Genomic DNA, 18,862 nt, shown 5'->3' on the forward strand with positions numbered 1-18,862 from the left:
TTAAACTCATACTTCGCTCTTTTAGCTTAGCTTATAAGGTAAACTTATACAGCTAGAACGTTTTCTGCTTCAGGGCCTTTTTGACCTTGTTTAACAGTGAACGTTACCGCTTGACCGTCAGCTAGAGTACGGAAACCGTCTCCAGAGATAGCGCTGAAGTGTACAAACACGTCAGGACCATTTTCTTGTTCTATAAAACCGAAACCTTTAGTTTCGTTGAAAAATTTAACTTTACCAGTAACTGTATCAGACATACTAACATTTTCCCGTAGTCATAAAATAATAATGTGGCTCTACTCCAGTATGGATAGAAACCGTTTTCACCCGAGTAAATGCCCTCTACCAAAAAGTACAGGAAGAGGAAGGAAACAAACCATATTCGACACAATCATTGCTTCAAACAATAGTTTGCATTGTTTAAATCCGTCTGTGTAGAATAATCAAGTATATCTGAACACTATAAAGTGCATCAGATAGATAACCTACAACAAAAGTCAGTATAAACCTTCATCTGCAACGCAAGAACTCAACGCAAAAGTAGTCTAGCATAGTTATTTTTAATTTGCTTTATAAAAAATTAGATTAGTTCAAGTTTTCTTTAATTAAATGAGAGTAGCTATCAAAGCCAGTGTTTATAACAACATAAGGTAGGTTTTAGAGGGGGGATAAATAAAAATATGACGATTTATGGGGAAAACCGTCATATTTTATTTAGTTTATCTCTTAAGATCAGAGTGCGGCTATTTGCTCTTTTTGCTCCTGCATTTTAGCCAGTACAGATTCAGCCTCAGCCAATTTCGCTTTTTCTTTCTCAATTACTGCTGCGGGTGCTTTACCAACAAAATTCTCATTAGCTAACTTTCCACGTACTTTACCAGCTTCCTTTTCAAGCTTTTCTATTGCTTTGTCTAAGCGAGCAAGTTCTGCTGCCTTATCAATCAAACCTGCCATTGGGATCAGTACAGATAAATCACCGACGACAGCAGATGCGGAAGCTGGCCCCTGTTCATTTTCTGCTAAAATGCTAATGCTTTCTAGTTTAGCTAACGAACTTAAAAATTGTTCATTTTCGGCTAAGCGGCGTCGATCATTGTCATTAACGTTTTTCAGCAAAACAGGTAACTCTTTGCTTGGCGAGATGTCCATTTCACCGCGGATATTTCGAATAGCAATGATAAATTGTTTAACCCACTCTAAATCGTCAATGGCTTTCTGATCACAATTGTCTTCGTTAAATTGTGGGAAAGCCTGTACCATAATTGAATCACCATTCTTACTAAAATCACTTAATGGTTGAACTCGCTGCCAAATAGTTTCAGTAATAAATGGCATAATTGGGTGCATTAAACGTAATAAGCTTTCTAATATATTTACTAAGGTATGACGAGTACCACGTTGCTGGGCTTCGTTACCTTTAAAGAGAACAGGTTTAGTGAGTTCTAGGTACCAATCACAGAATTGGTTCCAGGTAAATTCATATAAAGCTTGCGAGGCAAGATCAAAGCGATAAGTATCAAAGGCTTCATGCACAGTTTTCACTGTCTGTTCAAATTGACCGATAATCCAGCGATCAGCAAGTGATAATTCCATCTCACCAGCTTCACCTTGCGCTGAAGTTTGGCCACAGTCAAACTCTTCGGTATTCATCATGACATAACGACTAGCATTCCATAACTTATTAGTAAAGTTACGATAGCCTTCAAGACGCTTCATATCCCAGCTAATATCGCGACCTGTAGTCGCAACAGATGTTAAGGTGAAACGTAGTGCATCTGTACCGTGCGCTTCAATACCGTTTGGATATTCTTTCTTTGTTAGTTTCTGAATTTTAGCAGCTAGTTTAGGCTGCATCATATTTCCAGTACGTTTTTCTAATAGGTCTTCAAGCGAAATGCCATCAATCATATCTAATGGATCAACAACATTACCTTTTGATTTACTCATCTTATCGCCATTTTCATCACGAATAAGGCCGGTCATGTAAACTTTCTTAAATGGTATTTGCGATTTACCGTTTTCATCTTTGTTAAAGTGCATAGTCATCATGATCATGCGTGCTACCCAGAAGAAAATAATGTCGAAACCTGTTACCAGTACATCGGTAGGGTGAAAGGTTTTTAAATCATCAGTGTTATTTGGCCAACCTAGTGTTGAGAAAGTCCATAAAGCTGAAGAGAACCAAGTATCTAGTACATCGTCATCTTGACGTAGTTTCATTTCATCGCTAATTGAGTTGTTGGCACGTACTTCTTCTTCGGTGCGACCAACATACACGTTATTGTTTTCATCATACCAAGCTGGGATTCTATGTCCCCACCACAGCTGGCGTGAAATACACCAATCTTGAATGTTATTCATCCAAGCAAAATACATATTTTCATACTGTTTAGGTACAAACTCAATTTGACCATCTTTAACAGCTTCAACAGCTGGCCCTGCTAATTTCTCAACACGAACATACCATTGGTCTGTTAGTAATGGCTCAATAATAACACCTGAGCGATCGCCGTAAGGTGCAACTAAATCATGCTCTTTTACTTCGACTAACAAGCCGAGCTCATCAAACTTAGCAACGATAGCTTTTCGGGCTACAAAGCGGTCCATCCCAGCAAATTCAGCCGGTAATTCAGTGCTGTAAGCATCAGATGCTTCCCCTTTGGTATCATATACTTCAGCGGCAGCTAAAACAGCGGCATCTTGATCCAAAATATTGATCTGCGGTAATGCATGTCGTTTACCAACCTCATTATCGTTAAAATCATGTGCAGGTGTTATTTTCACACAACCTGTGCCTTTTTCCATATCGGCATGGTCATCACCAACAATAGGAATTAAACGATTAACTAAAGGTAATAATACTTTTTTGCCAATTAAATCTTTATAACGAGGATCTTCAGGGTTTACCGCAACACCAGTATCACCCAGCATGGTTTCTGGCCGTGTAGTAGCAACGATAAGGTAATCAAGACCTTCAGCCGTCTTTTCACCATCAGCTAGCGGATAGCGCAAGTGCCACATGTGGCCTTTTTTATCTTTGTTCTCAACTTCTAAATCTGAGATTGCGGTATGAAATTTAGGATCCCAGTTGACTAAACGCTTTCCTCGATAAATAAGATCGTCTTCAAATAAGCGAACAAAAACTTCTTGCACGGCTTCAGACATACCGTCATCCATTGTAAAACGTTCTCGAGTCCAATCGATGGAGTTGCCTAAACGACGCATTTGTTTGCCAATAGTACCGCCAGACTCCTCTTTCCATTCCCAGATTTTATCGATAAAGCCGTCGCGACCATAGTCATGACGAGTTTTATCTTCTTCGGCAGCAATCTTTCGCTCTACAACCATTTGTGTTGCTATACCTGCATGGTCACAACCTGTTTGCCATAAGGTGTTTTTACCTTGCATACGTTGGTAACGAATAAGCGTATCCATGATGGTTTGCTGAAAAGCATGACCCATATGTAAGCTACCAGTAACATTTGGTGGTGGAATAGCGATGCTGTAACTGTCACCTTCACCTGTTGGGCTAAAGTAACCTTGCTCTTCCCAGCTAGTATAAAGGGACTGTTCAATGTCGGTAGGGTTAAAGGTTTTTTCCATCATTTTTTCCGCTAATAGGTTTAATAGTTGTACGTTGTTTCGTTGCCGAAAAAAGCAGTAAAGTAACATACTGCTTATCGTAAAAAGTTTCTGTGTTTAGTCGTTATTTGTTTGTACTTGTATTCTTTTTTATTCAGTTGGCTTTAACTGAGATTCTGGCTCAATTACCGCTTGGTTATCAACTTGGAATCCCCATTGACGGCAAGTTTTAAAGCGTTCTCTCGCTTGTTGTTTTAGTGTTTCATCACTGGGCACAAAATCAACGATAAATTGAAATTGGTTGGCAAAATTAGGCATATCATTATTTAAATTAATAAGAACAGGGCGACGACCTTGTGGAGCTTGATAACCAATTTCTACCATAGCGCCCTGTTTAGGACCTTCTCCAACTAGGTTGTGAGGTACAAAACTGTCACTATCAAATGCCCAAAGCATTTCATCAATTTGTTCAGCATGTTGCTGGTTTTTCGCATAAATATAGACACGCTGATTCTGCCGATAAAAATGACTGGCTTGCAAACAAGCATGATAAATGGCAGAGCAGGACTCTTTTATTGTCTCGTCTGTGCCATCATCCTTAAGTAGATAAAACATTACTTGGGTTTGCATTTTATTGGCCTATTGTAATTACTAACCCCTAATAGTAGAACTACTAGGGGTTATTCATTTTTATATCAATTTAGCATATCAGTTAACTATGGCAGTTTACTCGCCTTGCTCTTGACCAGAACGGTTAAGTAAAAACTGTGTTAGCATACTTACCGGGCGACCTGTTGCGCCTTTATGTTTACCACTTCGCCATGCGGTACCTGCAATATCTAAATGCGCCCAATTATATTTTTTGGTGAAACGCGATAAGAAACAAGCTGCGGTAATCGTGCCAGCTTCTTTACCACCTAAGTTGGTAAAATCAGCAAATGGACTTTCAAGTTGATCTTGATAATCATCCCATAACGGCATACGCCATGCTCTGTCACCACTTTGCTCAGAAGCATTTAATAACTCATGTGCAAGGGGGTTGTGACTACTTAAAAGGCCTGTTGCATGTGCGCCTAAAGCTACTACACAGGCACCGGTTAAGGTGGCAACATCGATAACTGCATCAGGATTGAAACGTTCAACATATGTCAGTGCGTCACATAAAACTAAACGACCTTCAGCATCAGTATTTAGTACTTCAACCGTCTGACCTGACATGGTTGTTAATATATCACCAGGACGATACGCGTTACTGCTTGGCATGTTTTCACAGCCAGCTAAAACGCCAATGACATTAATAGGTAAATCAAGCTCAACAAGCGCATGCATAGCACCTAATACGCCTGCAGCACCACCCATGTCGTACTTCATTTCATCCATACCAGCGCCTGGTTTTAATGAAATACCACCACTGTCAAATGTTAACCCTTTACCCACTAAAACTAAGGGTTTGGAATCATCACCAGCACCATCATACTTTATGATACTCATTAATGACTCATTGACTGAACCACGGCCAACGGCTAAGTATGATCCCATACCAAGCTCTTCCATTTCTTTTTCATCGACAATCGTTGTGGTAACTTTGTCATAATCATTTTCAAGGATCTTGGCTTGCTCAGCAAGATAAGCTGGATTACAAATGTTTGGCGGCATGTTAGCAACGTTTTTACAGGTAGTAATACCTTCGGAAATAGCTAATGCATGGTTAACAGCGCGCTCACCTATTGGCAGTTCACGGCGTGTTGGCACATTGAAAACAACTTTTCGTAAAGGGCGACGAGCCTCTGCTTTACGTGTTTTTAAACTATCAAAACTATATAAGCCATCTTGTGCAGCTTCAACTGCTTGGCGAACTTTCCAGTAAATATCACGGCCTTTAACATGCAACTCGGATAAGAAGCAAACCGCTTCCATAGAACCCGTTTCGTTTAAGGTGTTAATTGTTTTAGTAATGATTTGACGATATTGACGTTCATCAAGCTCTCGCTCTTTACCGCAACCTACTAATAAAACACGCTCACTTAAAATATTAGGCACGTGATGTAATAATAACATCTGTCCTGATTTACCTTCTAAGTCGCCTTTACGTAAAAGGTTGCTTATGTAGCCTTCACTTATTTCATCAAGCTGCTCGGCTGTACCACTAAGTCTGCGTGGTTCAAAAACACCTACAACAATACAAGCGCTACGTTGTTTTTCTGGACTGCCGCTTTTTACACTGAACTCCATGACTTTTCCTTTTACAATTTAATAAGGTGTTTATTTAGCATATATTGCTAAAATAAGTAAAAAATAGCACTCTTGTCTATTCAATTGATATCGCTAAGGGCTATAATTATAGTCGCACTCATCAATATGAGTTAGTCACTGACTATATAGTTTACTTATGAAAACGACAAGTTTACTCAATATTTGCCAATATGTCAGAAAAAAACTAAGTTTTTACGGGATCTTTTTGTGATCATTTTTCGTTATTTATTAAAAGAAGTCGCTAAAACACAATTAGCAGTATTTTTTGTGTTAATGACTATTTTTATCAGTCAAAAATTTGTCCGTGTATTAGGCGATGCTTCCGAAGGAAGCATACCAGGGCAATTGGTCATGACATTTATTGCGTTGAAAATACCAGACCTTGCAGGGTTTATTTTGCCGCTTAGCTTGTTCTTAGGCGTTTTACTCGCTTATGGCCGAATTTATGCGGACAGTGAAATGACTGTGTTACATGCGTGTGGTGTTAGTGAATGGTATGTGGTGCGAGTGACTTTAGTACTTGCGTTTATCACCGCTATTTTTACCGGAATTTTTACGCTATACCTTGCACCACTCGCCTCAGAATACCAGTATAAAGTGAAAGAAGAACTAGCGGCCGACTCTGGATTGAGTGCTTTAGTTTCTGGACGTTTCCAGCAAACGGGTAATCAAGATGCTGTCGTTTTTATTCATGATAAAGACCGTGACACTAATAGTTTTAATAAAGTTTTTGTTGCTCAGTTACCTAAAGGTGACAATGTTGACGCGAGTATTATTAACTCCAGTTTAGTGTATGCCAAAAATGGTAGAGTTTTTGAAGATGATACTGGCTCTCAGCAGTTAGTATTGGGTGATGGTATTCGTTATCACAGAGATATCGAAACGAAAGAATTCCAATCAGTGGCATTTAATAAATATTATATTCAAATAAAAGATCAAGAAATTGAACATCAGCACCGTAAGCTAAGTGCAATCTCTACCCCTGAGCTATATAACAACATGCCAGCAGAGTTAGAGTCCGCCTACCGTGCGACTATTCAATGGCGAATTGCTTTTCCTTTAGCCTGTATTATTCTAATTTTTATTGCGGTACCTCTAAGTGTTGTTAACCCGAGGCAAGGTAAGTTTGCCAAAATGCTGCCAGCGTTAATGTTATTTTTAGGCTATTTGTTATTATTAACTTCGATGCGTTCAGCCATTGAAAAGAATGCTATTCCAAGTATTGTTGGCTTGTGGCCCATACATATAAGTGCCTTGTTTATTGGCATGATGTTGTTGATGAAAGAACGTAGTAGTGGACGGATTATTAAAGCAAAACTACCGAGTTTTAAACGCAAATCAAATAAAAAAATGACTGAAGGAAAAGAGAGTTAATGCGCATTCTTGATTTTTATATTGGTCGTGTAATTACTTCTACAACTTTTATTACCTTAGCCGTTTTTGTTAGTGTCAGTGGCATTATTAAGTTTGTTGAACAAATGCGTGCTATTGGCCGTGGTAATTATGATTTAGCTCATGCTGCATTGTATGTGCTTTATGCCGTACCACGTGATGTAGAGGTGTTTTTTCCTATGTCAGCACTGATTGGTGGCCTAATTGGTATCGGTATGTTGGCGAGTAATAGTGAGCTCATCGTGATGCAAGCTGCAGGTTTATCACGGTTAGATATTATAAAATCAGTGATGAAAACGGCTGTTATCTTGATCGTGGTAAGTATGGCCATTGGTGAATGGTTGGCACCCAGTGGTGAGGCTAAAGCGCGTGAAATTCGAGCTCAAGCAATTTCGGGTGGTAGTTTAATTGCTGCTAAAAATGGTGTCTGGGCAAAAGATGGTGATTATTTTGTTAATATTGGTGAAGTCTTAGACAGAGGCCAATTAAAGAAAATACAAATCTATGGCTTTAATGATGAGTTGAAGATAGATAGTTGGCTTTCAGCAAAAAGTGCAATTTATCAGGAAAAAAGCTGGCTTCTGAGCGATGTAGAGGAGTTTTCATTAACTCAAAATGAAATCACTACTAAAAGCCATAGTCAAAAAATATGGAACTCTTCGCTAACACCAAAAAAGCTTGGCGTTGTAACGGTTACTCCTGAGTCTCTTTCTTTACGTGGCTTAATTGACTATTTAGACTATCTCGAAGCGAATGAACAAGATCCAAGCCGATATCAGTTAGCTTTTTGGCGCAAACTCATGCAACCATTAACTGTTGCAGTCATGTTATTAGTGGCACTTTCTTTTATTTTTGGCCCATTACGATCGGTTTCGATGGGGGCGCGTATTATGATGGGCGTCTTCACTGGTATTTTATTCTTCATTAGTAATGAAGTTTTGGGATCGTTGAGTTTGGTCTATCAATTACCCCCTATGCTAGGGGCTATGATGCCAAGCATGCTCTTTGTGGGCCTTGCTTGGTATTTTATGAGTAAGAAAACCGCTTAGTTTATACTAACTTTCAATCACTTACTGTTAATAGTACTATTCTTTAGCGGAATATTACTATTAACAGCTAATGCCTAGCCCTACTATACTAGTCCTTATAAACGACCTCTATTCGCCTCAAGTGATAATAACACCACTTCGGTATTGGTCATTCTATCTTGGAAACTGAGTTTGTTCTTTCTATCAAAAATAACCCAAAGTGTACCTAAGCCCAATAATGTTGGTAGTAGCCGTTTAACGGCCGTTGTTTTACTAACTAGTGAACCATCGAGGTTTTGTACACGTAATCGCCATGCCCTCATTCCCAATGTTTGCCCCTTTTTCGACCAGAAATAGATAAAAAATAGACAAACCCAAGCCACACACCAAAAATTAAAAGCGACTTTATAAGCTACATGAGTTGCATTCCAGTCAATACCAAAACCACTTCTGGCAATTGAAATTAACCCTGCGGCATCTAAGGCAACAAATAGCGCTACACATACGTAGCCAGAAAGCATAAAAATAGCGATGATAATTAATAGATCATATATCCATGAGCCAAAACGTCTTCTAAAGCCAGCTCTAGGAAAATTTGCAGGGGTAGTATCAGTCATTTAATGTTCTTTATGTTAGTAACAGTGAGTTGCAGCTGTAAAAATAATTCGGCAGTTTAACAAAGTTTATCTTAATTGAGTATCCTTGTTAACCAGTGCTAAATAACTAATACCAATCCGTATAAGAAAGTGATCGCTTAGCGAGAATTTAAAGGCTTATAGGCAAGGTATTGATTGTAGGTAATGGTTATTCAGGAGAATAAGCTCCTGCATTCTCTAATAAGCTGCATCCATGCAGCGTCCTTAGCAAAATCAATAACGCCGTATATAAGCCTTTAAAACTCGCCCTTTGGGAACGCATGGAACATCATGATAACTTCACAAAACATGCTTGATGTAGAATAACTATAACTACACATATTTTGATTGTTCTAATGTCGCCCATGCCTTACTAAGTGGTCACTTCTTTATATGGAATGGTATAAATGTTAATCAATACAAAACACAACTAAAAAGCCAACTTGCTCGACTGAGAAAATTGGCTTTTTTGTGCAGTAAATAAAGTAAGTTGCGGGTTAGGTTTTTACACAGACTTTGCTTGGTTATCTGTAATTTTATAAAAACCGCAATATAATGCGGGCACTACCGCCAACGTTAGAATAGTGCCAATGCCTAGGCCAAATGCAATAACGTTAGCCATACCGTAAAATAGCGGATCTTTACCAATGATTAATGGCAACAACCCCATTATGGTAGTGATGGTAGTCATTGCTATTGGACGTAATCGCGTTAAACAGGCATCAACCACTGCTTGGTAGTCAGACTTTCCAGATGCGGTTTCAATCTTAATTCGGTCAATCAGTACTATCGCATTATTAATGATAATACCCGCTAAGCTATATAAACCAAGTGTTACCATAAAACCAAAGGGCGCCTGCATCAAAAATAGACCTAAAACGGCCCCTATAAACGATAGCGGGATAGTTAGGGTGATCACTGCGGCCTGTCTAAACGAATTAAACTGCGCTACTAACAATATTAAAATCAAACCTAAGACAATTGGCATACTAGCCCCGAGTGCTTTTTGAGCCGCAAGTGACTCTTTAATTACTCCATCATATTCAATGCTATGGTTTATGGGGAGGTCTACTGCTAGGGCTTGGATTTTTTTATCAATGATTAATTTAAGGTCCTCTGCTGCCATTTCGGTATTACGTGCTTGAATACTGATGGTACGAAAGAGATCTTCATGGTGAATTATTGAAAATTGATTATAGGGCGCCAAGTTAGCTACCTGAAATAGCGGGACTGTCTGGCCTGTTTTATTCGAGTAAATATTAAGGGTTCTAAGTCTATCTAAGCTTTGTCGCTCTGCCTGTTCTGCACGCAAAACGATAGGAATAATATTATCACCTTCTCGAAACTCAGTAATCTTAGAACCAGAAAAGTATGCATCAAGCGCTTGCGCTATTTCCTCAGAGGTGAGGCCTGAACGTTTGGCTCTGTGCTGATCTATTTGTACATCTATTTTCGTGATCAGGTTTTCCCAGTCGGTACGTATATCAAGAGTATTAGGTACGCTGTGCAACACCGCCATTATCTGTTGAGCTTTTTTATAAATGATCTCTTTATCAGGTCCTTTTACTTGAATTTTGATGGTACTTGAATCAGAAGGACCTAAAAACATTTTTTTAACCCGAGCTGAAACGTTAGGAAAATCATGTTCAATTTGCTCATCTAATCTTAAGACTGTTGCACTGATATCAGTCTCATCTTTGACGTTTAACACCATGAACCCTTTATTTTGCGCAGGATCTTCAGGGTTTAGTGACATCACAAATCTTGGGCCACTAAAGCCAACATAAGCAGAATAACTTTCAATAAAATCAAAGCGTATATCATCTTTTAACCATGCGAAAATATCTTTCATCTGACGATTGGTTTCAGTAGATGAAGTGCCATTTGGCAAGTCAATATTGACCAGTATTTGTGTGCGGTCCGAATCAGGGAAAAATTGTTTGGCAACATATTTCATTGAAAGAACAGAGCCAATGAACAATGCCAACATTGCCGTCATAAAGAGCGCTTTATGTTTGAGTAACCAATGCAAAAAGGTCTCATAACAGAGGTAAAATGTACTGGATTCTTCGTTGGAAGATTCTTTATTTGCAGGCGCTTTACCTTTTGGCAAGGTAATAAAGAAATAACACAAAAGCGGAGTAACACATAAAGCCAAAACCCAACTGGTTAGCAAGGTAATAAGAATAACCAATGAAATAGAACGAGTATATTCGCCAGCAACATGTTCAGCCAGCATGAGCGGTAAGAAGAATAAAATGGTTGTCACTGATGAACTCAATAAGGGCACGGCTAATTCTTTACTGCCTTGCAGCATAGCGTTATAACGATCTACGCCATCTTCTAAGCGGCGTTTGAAGTCTTCCGCGATAACAATGCCATTATCAACCAATAAACCGAGTGAGATTATAAGAGTCGCCAAGCTCATTCGTTCAAGTTTCATGTCACTAAATTGCATTATGCTTAGGGTTGCAAGCATGACAAACGGCACAATAGCGCCAACAATTAAACCCGTGCGTAAACCTAAAAATAAAATGACAACCACAAGTACAATCGCTAAGGTTTGCAGGACATTAACAGAAACACCATCAATTGTTTTTGCCACTTGGTCAGCTTGATAAGTAGCAATTTCAAGATTATATCCAATAGGCAAAGTTGATTCGACCTCATTGATTTTGTTGAGCATGCGCGGTGCATATTCTAATAAGTTATTTTCTGGCAACATAGAAATGGCAAAAAATATAGCTGATTGTCCATTTAAATAGGCGGTTTTATCGGGTGGATCGATAAAATCACGGCGTAAAGTCACTACATCTTTTAATGCGATAAAATCTTCAGTGTTTGGGATGCTTATGTAGGTATTGCCAATCTCAGACAAGTTATTGAAGTTTCCAGAAGGCTCCACAATAAAACTGATCGCACCGGTATTTATTTGGCCACCTGAGCGAACAATATTCTGCTTTTGTAATTCGTTCATTAGAGATTGGGGAGAAATACCTAACTGGGCAAGTTTGGCGTTTGAAGCTTCTAAGAAGATTCGCTCTTCTTGTCGGCCTAATATTTCAATCTTTTTAGTGCCTTCAACGCCATATAAACTATCGCGAACATGTTGAGCAATGTCATACATTTCACCCAGATCAAAACCATCGGCAGTTAATGCGAGAGTAACAACGGAGACATCACCAAACTCATCATTAACAAAAGGAGTATGGGTACCAGAGGGCATTTTACTATGGGCAGCCGTAACTTTATTACGTAAGTTTTGCCAAATGTCATCAAGATTAAAATACCTGTCATAAATTTTAACGTGAATTATTGAGATACCTGTGGCAGAGCTCGATTTTATCTCTTTAACTTGCGGTATCTTGCGTATTTCTTCTTCTAACTTTTTAGTGATTAATTGTTCTATTCTATCGGGTGCCATACCTGGAAAAGAAGTACTAACAATCGCTTCACGAATGGTAATTGTTGGATCTTCTTGTGAGGGCAGGGTGAAATAAGCGAAAAGGCCGTTAATAAGTAAAACTGCAATAATCAAAAAGACACTTTTTCGGTAATTAAAGGCCAGTTGGGTAATGTTCATTTATTTTCCTAATCCTGACTTAATTAAAACGCTGAACGTTATTATCAGCCAAGCTGACTTGTTGGCCATCGCGTAAAAAGGCAACACCTGCTATTGCAATAATATCGCCTTGTTTTAAACCGGATGAAACGAACACTTCATTTTTAAAAATATTTTCTGTCTGTACTTGAGTCTTAACCACTTGTTGGCTGTCAGGGTTATAAATAAAGACATATGCCTTTTGATCTAGTCCCGCCCTTAACGCAGTTGTTGGAATACGAAAAACATCTCCTGTATGGCCTGTTCTGCCTGTTCCAGAAAATGAAAAGTCTACTTCTGCAGTCATACCGGCGCGTAATAATGGATTATCACTTTCTAAAACTGCTGTAACAGGGAAGGCGTTTGCAAATTCAGCGCGCGTTCCTATTTCGGTAATTTGTCCCTGCATTGTTAACTCAGGTAATACAGGAAAGTGGATAGGTAGGATAGAAAACTGTCTTAATTCACGAATAAGCGTTTCAGGTACCATGACATGAACCTCAAGACCATGTTTACCTTCTATTTCAAAGAGAGATTGCCCGGCGGATATTTGCTGTGATGGCTCAAATAGACGTTTGGTAATAATACCGTCATATGGGGCTAATAAAATGCTGTCTTGCAAATTTTTACTAGCAATATCTAATTGCGCTTGTGCGACATCTGCAGCACTTTTACTGGCATCATAGGTTGCCTTAGCATTATCAAAGCCTGATTGTGATACGACGCCTTGCTTAAGTAATTGTTCGTAACGCCTATGGCTATTTCGGGCATCGACTAGTGTGGCTTTGGCCTGTTGGTATTGTGCTTGTGCCGATTGAAGACCCAAATTAAAGTTACGTTGATCTAAACGCGCTAATTCTTGGCCTTTTACCACTTCATTGCCTAAATTGACTTCAATACTTTGAATTTTCCCTGCTACTTCAAAACTCAGCTTAGTCGCTTCAACGGGGGCAACAATACCCGATAGGGTGCGAATTTGTTCAAAGGGAGAAACGTCTATTTTTTTCCACATTATTGGACGAATAGGCTTTGCTATTTCTTTAACGGGTTTATTACACCCAACAAGTATCAGAGCAATAAATAAAAATAAGAGCGAGCGCATACATTTTCCTTTAGGTTCTTTTGACTAGGCAAAAGTGCAGGGATACCCCTGTCAGTAAAGTTTATTTTTGCTGAATTGTACAATTGGTACTAGTCAGTACCGTGTATTCTGGTACTATGTAGTACCAAAGTCAACAATAGAGTTACAAATATGGACAATTGCATGGTTAAAGACAGCATTGTAGAAATAAAAAAACTCAGCCCAAGGGGAGTACTCATTTTAGATGCAGCACAGCATCTTTTTTATAACCTTGGCTTTGATGAAACGTCTTTAGCAATGATCATCAATGAAGCCGGCGGTTCAAGACGCTCCATTTATCATGAGTTTGGTAATAAGCGAGGCTTGTTGATGGCTGTTATTCAGCGGCAAGTAAAAACACAATCTGAAATTCTGACGTCAATAAACCGAGAACTCGATGCAAAGGAGGCGCTCAATCAAGTATGCTTTAAGTTTGTCGTTGGTATGTTGTCACCCGAATTAATGTCACTATTTCGTTTAGTGGTTCAGCAAGTAGTGAAATTTCCAGAGCTGGGTGAAATGATATATAAAAATGGACCAATGACTGGCATATTGCCGTTGGTTGATTATCTAACTTGGTTGACCGAGCAAAAGGTGCTAAAAATTGAAAACTGTCATTTTAGCGCACAAATGTTAATGGAAATGGCAAAAGGGCCGCTTCATACTCGAAGTTTGCTATTACCGGATAAACAAGCGAGCGAAGAAGAAATATCTTATCAAGTGACTAAGGCTGTTGATATCTTTTTGCATGCCCACAGAATGTAAGATGATTGCACAAATAAACGACACTTGATGACTAAGTGTCGTGAAGGCATGAAAAACTTGTTGCTTACTGAAATAAGTTTCGTATAATGCCCCCATCTTTAGCTTCTAGCAAAAGCTGTTAAGAAAGTTAAAAAGAAAAATTTACAAAGAATTCAGTTTTTACATAAAAATTTAACGTGTTTACATGTAAGGTATTGAATTTCTCATGAAATACTTAATTTTTAACCTTGCAAAGATTTGCAAAGAATATTGACGGCAATTAGTCACTATTTAATGCAATAGTTAGAAGAAAATAGTTTGCAAAGAAATCAGTTTTTGAAGTAAGAAATGACTTCTTTGCAAATTGCAAAACGGGCGTAAAGCCTATGCCAGCGTGGTGAAATTGGTATACACGGGGGATTCAAAATCCCCTGTCGCGAGACGTGTCGGTTCGAGTCCGACCGCTGGTACCATCATTATAGAAGCCCTGATTCGAAAGAGTCGGGGCTTTTTTATGTTCAAAAGAAAATATCTCAGCGATACTAGATATTAAAAGTTAAAAAGGTTTTTTCATGGCAGCTACAGCACACGCACTTCACATATTGGTTAAGCATAAAGAAATAGCAGAAGATATTATTAAGCAGTTGGGTAAAGGTGCCAAGTTTCAAACATTAGCTAAAAAATACTCGACCTGCCCATCAGGTAAGAAGGGTGGTGACTTAGGTGAGTTTAAACGAGGCCAAATGGTACCTCAGTTTGATAAAGTAGCATTTAAAGGCGCAATATTAGAGCCTCATCTTGTTAAGACCAAATTTGGCAGGCATGTAATTAAAGTGCTTTACAGGACTTAATTTACCGCTAGTGTTTATTGGATGTACTTTCTTTTCAGATTTATAGCTTGCTGCTGTTTGCTATTGCTTTATAAGTATTAGTGGTATTTTATGTATTCTTTTCTTCAACTTTGAGCGACTGTCACCTTTAATACTTTCACGATTGAACCATGTAATGTTAATCAATTAAATTAACTCACAGTTAACTATTGACTATTTGTAAACTTTAGGTGATTATATATCCAACAGGATGTTTCGTCCTGATGCTCTTTAAGAGAATGACTTTTTTCGAATCGTAACTGGCAGTAATGCCGATTATCTTAGTGATGATCCATAACACCCGACAACTCGATACGTAGATGACTATAGATTTGGCTGTAGGTATTCAGCAATTAGGAATACCAGCAGCAATAAGTCTAATAGTAACAGTAACTATAGTTCGATAAGCTATGCACTCATAGGCTAACAGGCAGTAATAGTTAGTAGTGGAGGGGGATAAGAACAATAAATTGTTCTAAAGATTATGGCTTGCGCTATCTATATCATTTTATTCGGTTCGGTAAATTTTGGAGGGGATTTTCCCATAACCAGAATAAATAGGTCATATAATGAATACATTACTTTTAAAGAAATCACGTGAAGTTTTAAAGTTAGTTTTACGTGAGTTACATGATGATATAGATAGCAATACGAAGTCTGAAGTCGAAATGTTGATAGAACAAATCGGTGATGAACTGGAAGGGAATACACCTTCAAATATTTCTAATCGTGAGATTTTGGAAACTTTTGGAATTATTTTAGGTGTCGTTCAAACTGGAGCAGAATTGGTTGAAATGATGTTACCGTTCTTTGATTCGTAAAGTGAGCCATTAATTTTTTATTATGAATTTTTCAAAAACTCTAGAAAAGTGTCGAAAGCATAAGCAAATATCTAAGAAAGACTTAGCTATTAAAATCGGCAAAAGTGCACCTTATATTACCCTGTTAGAGCAAGGTAAAAGAGAGCCAAATTTATCTCTTATTGAGGATATATGCTCGGCTCTAGAAATACCTACATCAGTATTCATGTTTTTAGCTTCTCAAAACCAAGATATAGCTATTAGTGATGAGTTAGCTGATAAAATTGAAAAGCTAATGTATCAACTTATTGATGAATCAGACACCTGAGTATCCTCATCTTTCTATTGGAAGTATTAACTCGTTAGCACGCCTTCTGCGGCTTCCTGTCAATCGAGTAAAGTACTTAGCAACTAACTCATCTGACTTTTTTCGAGTCGCTCGTATCGAAGAAAAAAAATCTGGTGGCCAACGTATCACATATGATGCCTTTAAGTGTCTAAAAGACGTACACAGAAGATTGAAAGTTCAAATTTTCCAAAGAGTCATTTATCCCAGCTACTTACAGGGATCACTTAAAGGCTGCTCGTATATAACAAATGTTAAAAATCACACTAAAAGCAAAATTGTTATTTGTGAGGATATCTCTAATTACTTTCCAAGCATAAAATCTCCCTTAATTGAAAAGATGTTTATAAGGTTGTTTTCTTTTCCAGAGGATGTTGCTCGAATTTTAACTCAACTTGTGACGTTAAATGGTTTACTTCCACAGGGTGGCGTATGTAGTAGTTATATTGCTAACTTAATCATGTGGGAGAAAGAGGTTTTGCTTGTTGGCAGCTTTGAAAAACGTGGTCTTACATATACAAGGTATGTGGATGATATAACGGTATCCTCTAAAGCTCACTTAACAAAATCTGAGATAAGCGAGGTTATTTCTTCTATTTATGGAATGATGAAGCATTACGGCATCAAGCCAAACCTAAAAAAGCATCAAGTGTTAGGAGATGGCTCGCATCAAAAGGTTCATAATGTTGGTGTAAATGGTAGGAGACCAAGTTTTGGTAAAGAAGAAAAAAAGAGAGTAAGGAGTGCCGTTCATAAATTGAAGTTACTTTTTGACTCACCAGATTGTACATATGAGGACTATCTAGCTGCTTTTGGTAGAGCAAGCTCATTAGTCGGTAAATTAAAGCAATTGAATGAACAGCAAGCCACTAAACATAGGGGAGAATTAAATAAGATTAAACCGTCATTTCGAAATGCCTCCAATAGTAATCTAGTTGAATAAAATCGCTCAGAATATTAATATAGTCCTTGTATAACATGGTGTTAAATAAATTGACAAGGACAGTCACTCGAAGCCGAATAATATAAATCTCAAGATCTTTACAATGGTTTACTCGCTATCCAAGAGGAGCCTATTTAGTGATTAGTTGATTCAATCGGTTAGTGCTTGAATGGTAAATACTTTTGATACCATAGCGTAAAACACAAAGTTGGTTTCCCAAATCTGGAACATCTCTAAAGCTTGCTCAATAGGGTATGTTCCAAATAGGTTTTGGAACACTCCTGCATCAAAGTCAAAATCTAGGTCCTTGGCAAGCTCAGCCATATAACTACTGCCAACATAACAAAAATCGGTGATGTAGCAAAATCGCCAACCATCACCATCGTTTTCTAGCCTTATTTCTACGGGGTGATAGCCACCATCATCGGCAGAGTAGTTAGGGTCACGAAAGTTAATGGTGACACCGTTTTCATTTTCATAAGGCGCAAGTAAATCGGCAATATATAATGTGAACATTGGGCTCATAGGTACGGGTAAGCCTTCATAGTTCGCATGGGTAGAAACGATCTAAAAAATGGCTTTAAGTGAGGGGGGAATTAGCAGATAAACAGTGCAAAGCACTAAGTGCCCTATATGCCTTGTTGTTGCGGCGGTTAAATCCATAGCGAGGCGTGGTTTACTAAAGCTTTAACATTTGACTAGTGAGTTTTTTTCACTGCCCCTATTCAGTAATATCATTTGTGCTTTATCAGTATCAATTTTACGATTGAGGTCGATGTTGATAAGGATTAAGGTGCAAATAAAACATGAATTTTATGTTTGAAATATCTCCGCTTTATACTTTTTCAGCCATCTGACTTGATGGAGAACAAGGTGTTCCTTGAACCATGAATAAAGGAATATTCTATGTGTACTTCACCATAAAAACTAACAATAACAAAAACTACTGGAGATATTCCAATGAAAGCTATGATTCCTGCAGTCGCTTTATTACTAGCGACCTCTACGTCTGCATGGGCGGAAGGAACAAACTCACCGACAAAGCGTCTTGAGTCACTAGAAAAGCAAGTTGAACAATTAAAAGGAGAAATCGAAGAAGAACACGAGACTACTTCCTCGCTCGTACCAAAAATAAAGATCGGAGGGGCGGTACGCTTTCAATATAGCTATGAAGATTATGATGAGGACAATAAAGACCGTGGTGGTGATTTTGACTTTGAAACATTTCGTCTAGATGTAAATGGCAGCATTGGTGATGTTACTTTGTCGGCTCAGTATCGTTGGTTTCAATACATGGACGTGATTCATCATGCTTACGTCGGCTATCAGTTCAGTGACAATTGGGAAGGCCAAGTAGGTATAACCCAGGTCCCTTTTGGTAATTTAAGCTTTAATTCTAACAGTTTTTTCTTTAGTTCTGGCTATTGCGTAATACTATGATGCCGATCGCTCAATACCATTCAAGCCGATCACTTTTTTGTCTGCCAGTAGACCTCAGTAAAATCTAACTTGAGTGATCGGCATCAGTCAAGGAATTTAGTTTTTTTCGCAT

At 38.3% G+C, this 18,862-nt stretch carries 16 protein-coding genes and 1 tRNA gene; 9 read left to right on the forward strand and 8 right to left on the reverse strand.

Annotation, left to right across the window (positions count from 1 at the left end; all coding sequences use genetic code 11):
• Positions 1-44: 44 nt before the first annotated feature.
• From ND2E_RS05990 to pepA, 4 genes are all read right to left on the reverse strand, one after another.
• Positions 45-254: a cold-shock protein gene (locus ND2E_RS05990; RefSeq protein WP_011041587.1), complete on the reverse strand. Its 210-nt coding sequence runs from the start codon at positions 252-254 to the stop codon at positions 45-47.
• Positions 255-729: 475 nt separating this feature from the next.
• Positions 730-3,600, reverse strand: a complete 2,871-nt coding sequence (locus ND2E_RS05985; RefSeq protein WP_033094833.1) for a valine--tRNA ligase — start codon at positions 3,598-3,600, stop codon at positions 730-732.
• A gap of 129 nt (positions 3,601-3,729) precedes the next feature.
• On the reverse strand, positions 3,730-4,209 hold the full coding sequence (locus ND2E_RS05980; RefSeq protein ID WP_033094834.1) for a DNA polymerase III subunit chi: 480 nt from the start codon (positions 4,207-4,209) through the stop codon (positions 3,730-3,732).
• A 96-nt stretch (positions 4,210-4,305) separates the two neighbouring features.
• On the reverse strand, positions 4,306-5,811 hold the full coding sequence (gene pepA / locus ND2E_RS05975; RefSeq protein WP_033094835.1) for a leucyl aminopeptidase: 1,506 nt from the start codon (positions 5,809-5,811) through the stop codon (positions 4,306-4,308).
• A 228-nt stretch (positions 5,812-6,039) separates the two neighbouring features.
• Between pepA and lptF the strand changes: the two genes are divergently transcribed.
• Complete coding sequence (lptF, locus tag ND2E_RS05970; protein WP_033094836.1) at positions 6,040-7,206, forward strand: LPS export ABC transporter permease LptF; 1,167 nt, start codon at positions 6,040-6,042, stop codon at positions 7,204-7,206.
• The gene (gene lptG, locus ND2E_RS05965) at positions 7,206-8,273 is read left to right on the forward strand and encodes an LPS export ABC transporter permease LptG (RefSeq protein WP_033094837.1); all 1,068 of its coding nucleotides are present in this window, start codon (positions 7,206-7,208) and stop codon (positions 8,271-8,273) included. The genes lptF and lptG overlap by 1 nt, the downstream gene beginning before the upstream one ends.
• 95 nt (positions 8,274-8,368) lie before the next feature.
• Here lptG and ND2E_RS05960 read toward each other — a convergent pair whose 3' ends face one another.
• The 3 genes from ND2E_RS05960 to ND2E_RS05950 all read right to left on the reverse strand — a co-directional run bounded on the left by ND2E_RS05960 (position 8,369) and on the right by ND2E_RS05950 (position 13,590).
• Positions 8,369-8,869 (reverse strand): RDD family protein, encoded by a 501-nt coding sequence (locus ND2E_RS05960; protein WP_033094838.1) that lies wholly within the window; start codon positions 8,867-8,869, stop codon positions 8,369-8,371.
• Positions 8,870-9,392: 523 nt separating this feature from the next.
• Positions 9,393-12,470, reverse strand: coding sequence for an efflux RND transporter permease subunit (locus ND2E_RS05955; protein ID WP_033094839.1), 3,078 nt, complete (start codon positions 12,468-12,470; stop codon positions 9,393-9,395).
• 19 nt (positions 12,471-12,489) lie between these two features.
• The gene (locus ND2E_RS05950; protein WP_033094840.1) at positions 12,490-13,590 is read right to left on the reverse strand and encodes an efflux RND transporter periplasmic adaptor subunit; all 1,101 of its coding nucleotides are present in this window, start codon (positions 13,588-13,590) and stop codon (positions 12,490-12,492) included.
• A gap of 162 nt (positions 13,591-13,752) precedes the next feature.
• Here ND2E_RS05950 and ND2E_RS05945 point away from each other — a divergent pair, with 162 nt between their 5' ends.
• From ND2E_RS05945 to ND2E_RS05920, 6 genes are all read left to right on the forward strand, one after another.
• A complete protein-coding gene (locus tag ND2E_RS05945) occupies positions 13,753-14,373 on the forward strand; it encodes a TetR/AcrR family transcriptional regulator (protein ID WP_033094841.1) in 621 nt (206 codons plus the stop codon).
• A gap of 367 nt (positions 14,374-14,740) precedes the next feature.
• A tRNA-Leu gene (locus ND2E_RS05940) sits at positions 14,741-14,825 on the forward strand.
• A gap of 99 nt (positions 14,826-14,924) precedes the next feature.
• Positions 14,925-15,203, forward strand: a complete 279-nt coding sequence (locus tag ND2E_RS05935; protein WP_033094842.1) for a peptidylprolyl isomerase — start codon at positions 14,925-14,927, stop codon at positions 15,201-15,203.
• A 587-nt stretch (positions 15,204-15,790) separates the two neighbouring features.
• Positions 15,791-16,042: a hypothetical protein gene (locus tag ND2E_RS05930; RefSeq protein WP_033094843.1), complete on the forward strand. Its 252-nt coding sequence runs from the start codon at positions 15,791-15,793 to the stop codon at positions 16,040-16,042.
• A gap of 22 nt (positions 16,043-16,064) precedes the next feature.
• Positions 16,065-16,349 carry a helix-turn-helix domain-containing protein gene (locus ND2E_RS05925; protein ID WP_033094844.1) on the forward strand — a complete coding sequence of 95 codons (285 nt, stop codon included), beginning with the start codon at positions 16,065-16,067 and terminating at the stop codon, positions 16,347-16,349.
• Positions 16,333-17,310, forward strand: a complete 978-nt coding sequence (locus ND2E_RS05920) for a reverse transcriptase family protein (protein ID WP_033094845.1) — start codon at positions 16,333-16,335, stop codon at positions 17,308-17,310. Before ND2E_RS05925 ends, ND2E_RS05920 begins: the two co-directional genes overlap by 17 nt.
• Before the next feature lie 150 nt (positions 17,311-17,460).
• Here the strand turns inward: ND2E_RS05920 and ND2E_RS05915 are convergent, their stop codons facing one another.
• On the reverse strand, positions 17,461-17,826 hold the full coding sequence (locus tag ND2E_RS05915; RefSeq protein WP_223303657.1) for a DUF2787 family protein: 366 nt from the start codon (positions 17,824-17,826) through the stop codon (positions 17,461-17,463).
• A gap of 444 nt (positions 17,827-18,270) precedes the next feature.
• On the opposite strand from ND2E_RS05915, the gene ND2E_RS05910 reads away from it, so the two are divergent.
• Positions 18,271-18,750, forward strand: a complete 480-nt coding sequence (locus tag ND2E_RS05910; RefSeq protein ID WP_033094877.1) for a porin — start codon at positions 18,271-18,273, stop codon at positions 18,748-18,750.
• The last annotated feature ends 112 nt before the right edge of the window (positions 18,751-18,862 follow it).

The sequence above is a fragment of the Colwellia psychrerythraea genome, assembly GCF_000764225.1.
GTDB classification, from domain to species: domain Bacteria; phylum Pseudomonadota; class Gammaproteobacteria; order Enterobacterales; family Alteromonadaceae; genus Colwellia; species Colwellia psychrerythraea_D.

What these genes read in the sequence shown, in the direction of transcription:
- ND2E_RS05990 (WP_011041587.1), bottom strand. Translation starts at nt 254, where the DNA reads ATGTCTGATACAGTTACTGGTAAAGTTAAATTTTTCAACGAAACTAAA.
- ND2E_RS05985 (WP_033094833.1), bottom strand. Translation starts at nt 3,600, where the DNA reads ATGGAAAAAACCTTTAACCCTACCGACATTGAACAGTCCCTTTATACT.
- ND2E_RS05980 (WP_033094834.1), bottom strand. Translation starts at nt 4,209, where the DNA reads ATGCAAACCCAAGTAATGTTTTATCTACTTAAGGATGATGGCACAGAC.
- pepA (WP_033094835.1), bottom strand. Translation starts at nt 5,811, where the DNA reads ATGGAGTTCAGTGTAAAAAGCGGCAGTCCAGAAAAACAACGTAGCGCT.
- lptG (WP_033094837.1), top strand. Translation starts at nt 7,206, where the DNA reads ATGCGCATTCTTGATTTTTATATTGGTCGTGTAATTACTTCTACAACT.
- ND2E_RS05960 (WP_033094838.1), bottom strand. Translation starts at nt 8,869, where the DNA reads ATGACTGATACTACCCCTGCAAATTTTCCTAGAGCTGGCTTTAGAAGA.
- ND2E_RS05955 (WP_033094839.1), bottom strand. Translation starts at nt 12,470, where the DNA reads ATGAACATTACCCAACTGGCCTTTAATTACCGAAAAAGTGTCTTTTTG.
- ND2E_RS05950 (WP_033094840.1), bottom strand. Translation starts at nt 13,590, where the DNA reads ATGCGCTCGCTCTTATTTTTATTTATTGCTCTGATACTTGTTGGGTGT.
- ND2E_RS05945 (WP_033094841.1), top strand. Translation starts at nt 13,753, where the DNA reads ATGGTTAAAGACAGCATTGTAGAAATAAAAAAACTCAGCCCAAGGGGA.
- ND2E_RS05935 (WP_033094842.1), top strand. Translation starts at nt 14,925, where the DNA reads ATGGCAGCTACAGCACACGCACTTCACATATTGGTTAAGCATAAAGAA.
- ND2E_RS05930 (WP_033094843.1), top strand. Translation starts at nt 15,791, where the DNA reads ATGAATACATTACTTTTAAAGAAATCACGTGAAGTTTTAAAGTTAGTT.
- ND2E_RS05925 (WP_033094844.1), top strand. Translation starts at nt 16,065, where the DNA reads ATGAATTTTTCAAAAACTCTAGAAAAGTGTCGAAAGCATAAGCAAATA.
- ND2E_RS05920 (WP_033094845.1), top strand. Translation starts at nt 16,333, where the DNA reads ATGAATCAGACACCTGAGTATCCTCATCTTTCTATTGGAAGTATTAAC.
- ND2E_RS05915 (WP_223303657.1), bottom strand. Translation starts at nt 17,826, where the DNA reads ATGTTCACATTATATATTGCCGATTTACTTGCGCCTTATGAAAATGAA.
- ND2E_RS05910 (WP_033094877.1), top strand. Translation starts at nt 18,271, where the DNA reads ATGAAAGCTATGATTCCTGCAGTCGCTTTATTACTAGCGACCTCTACG.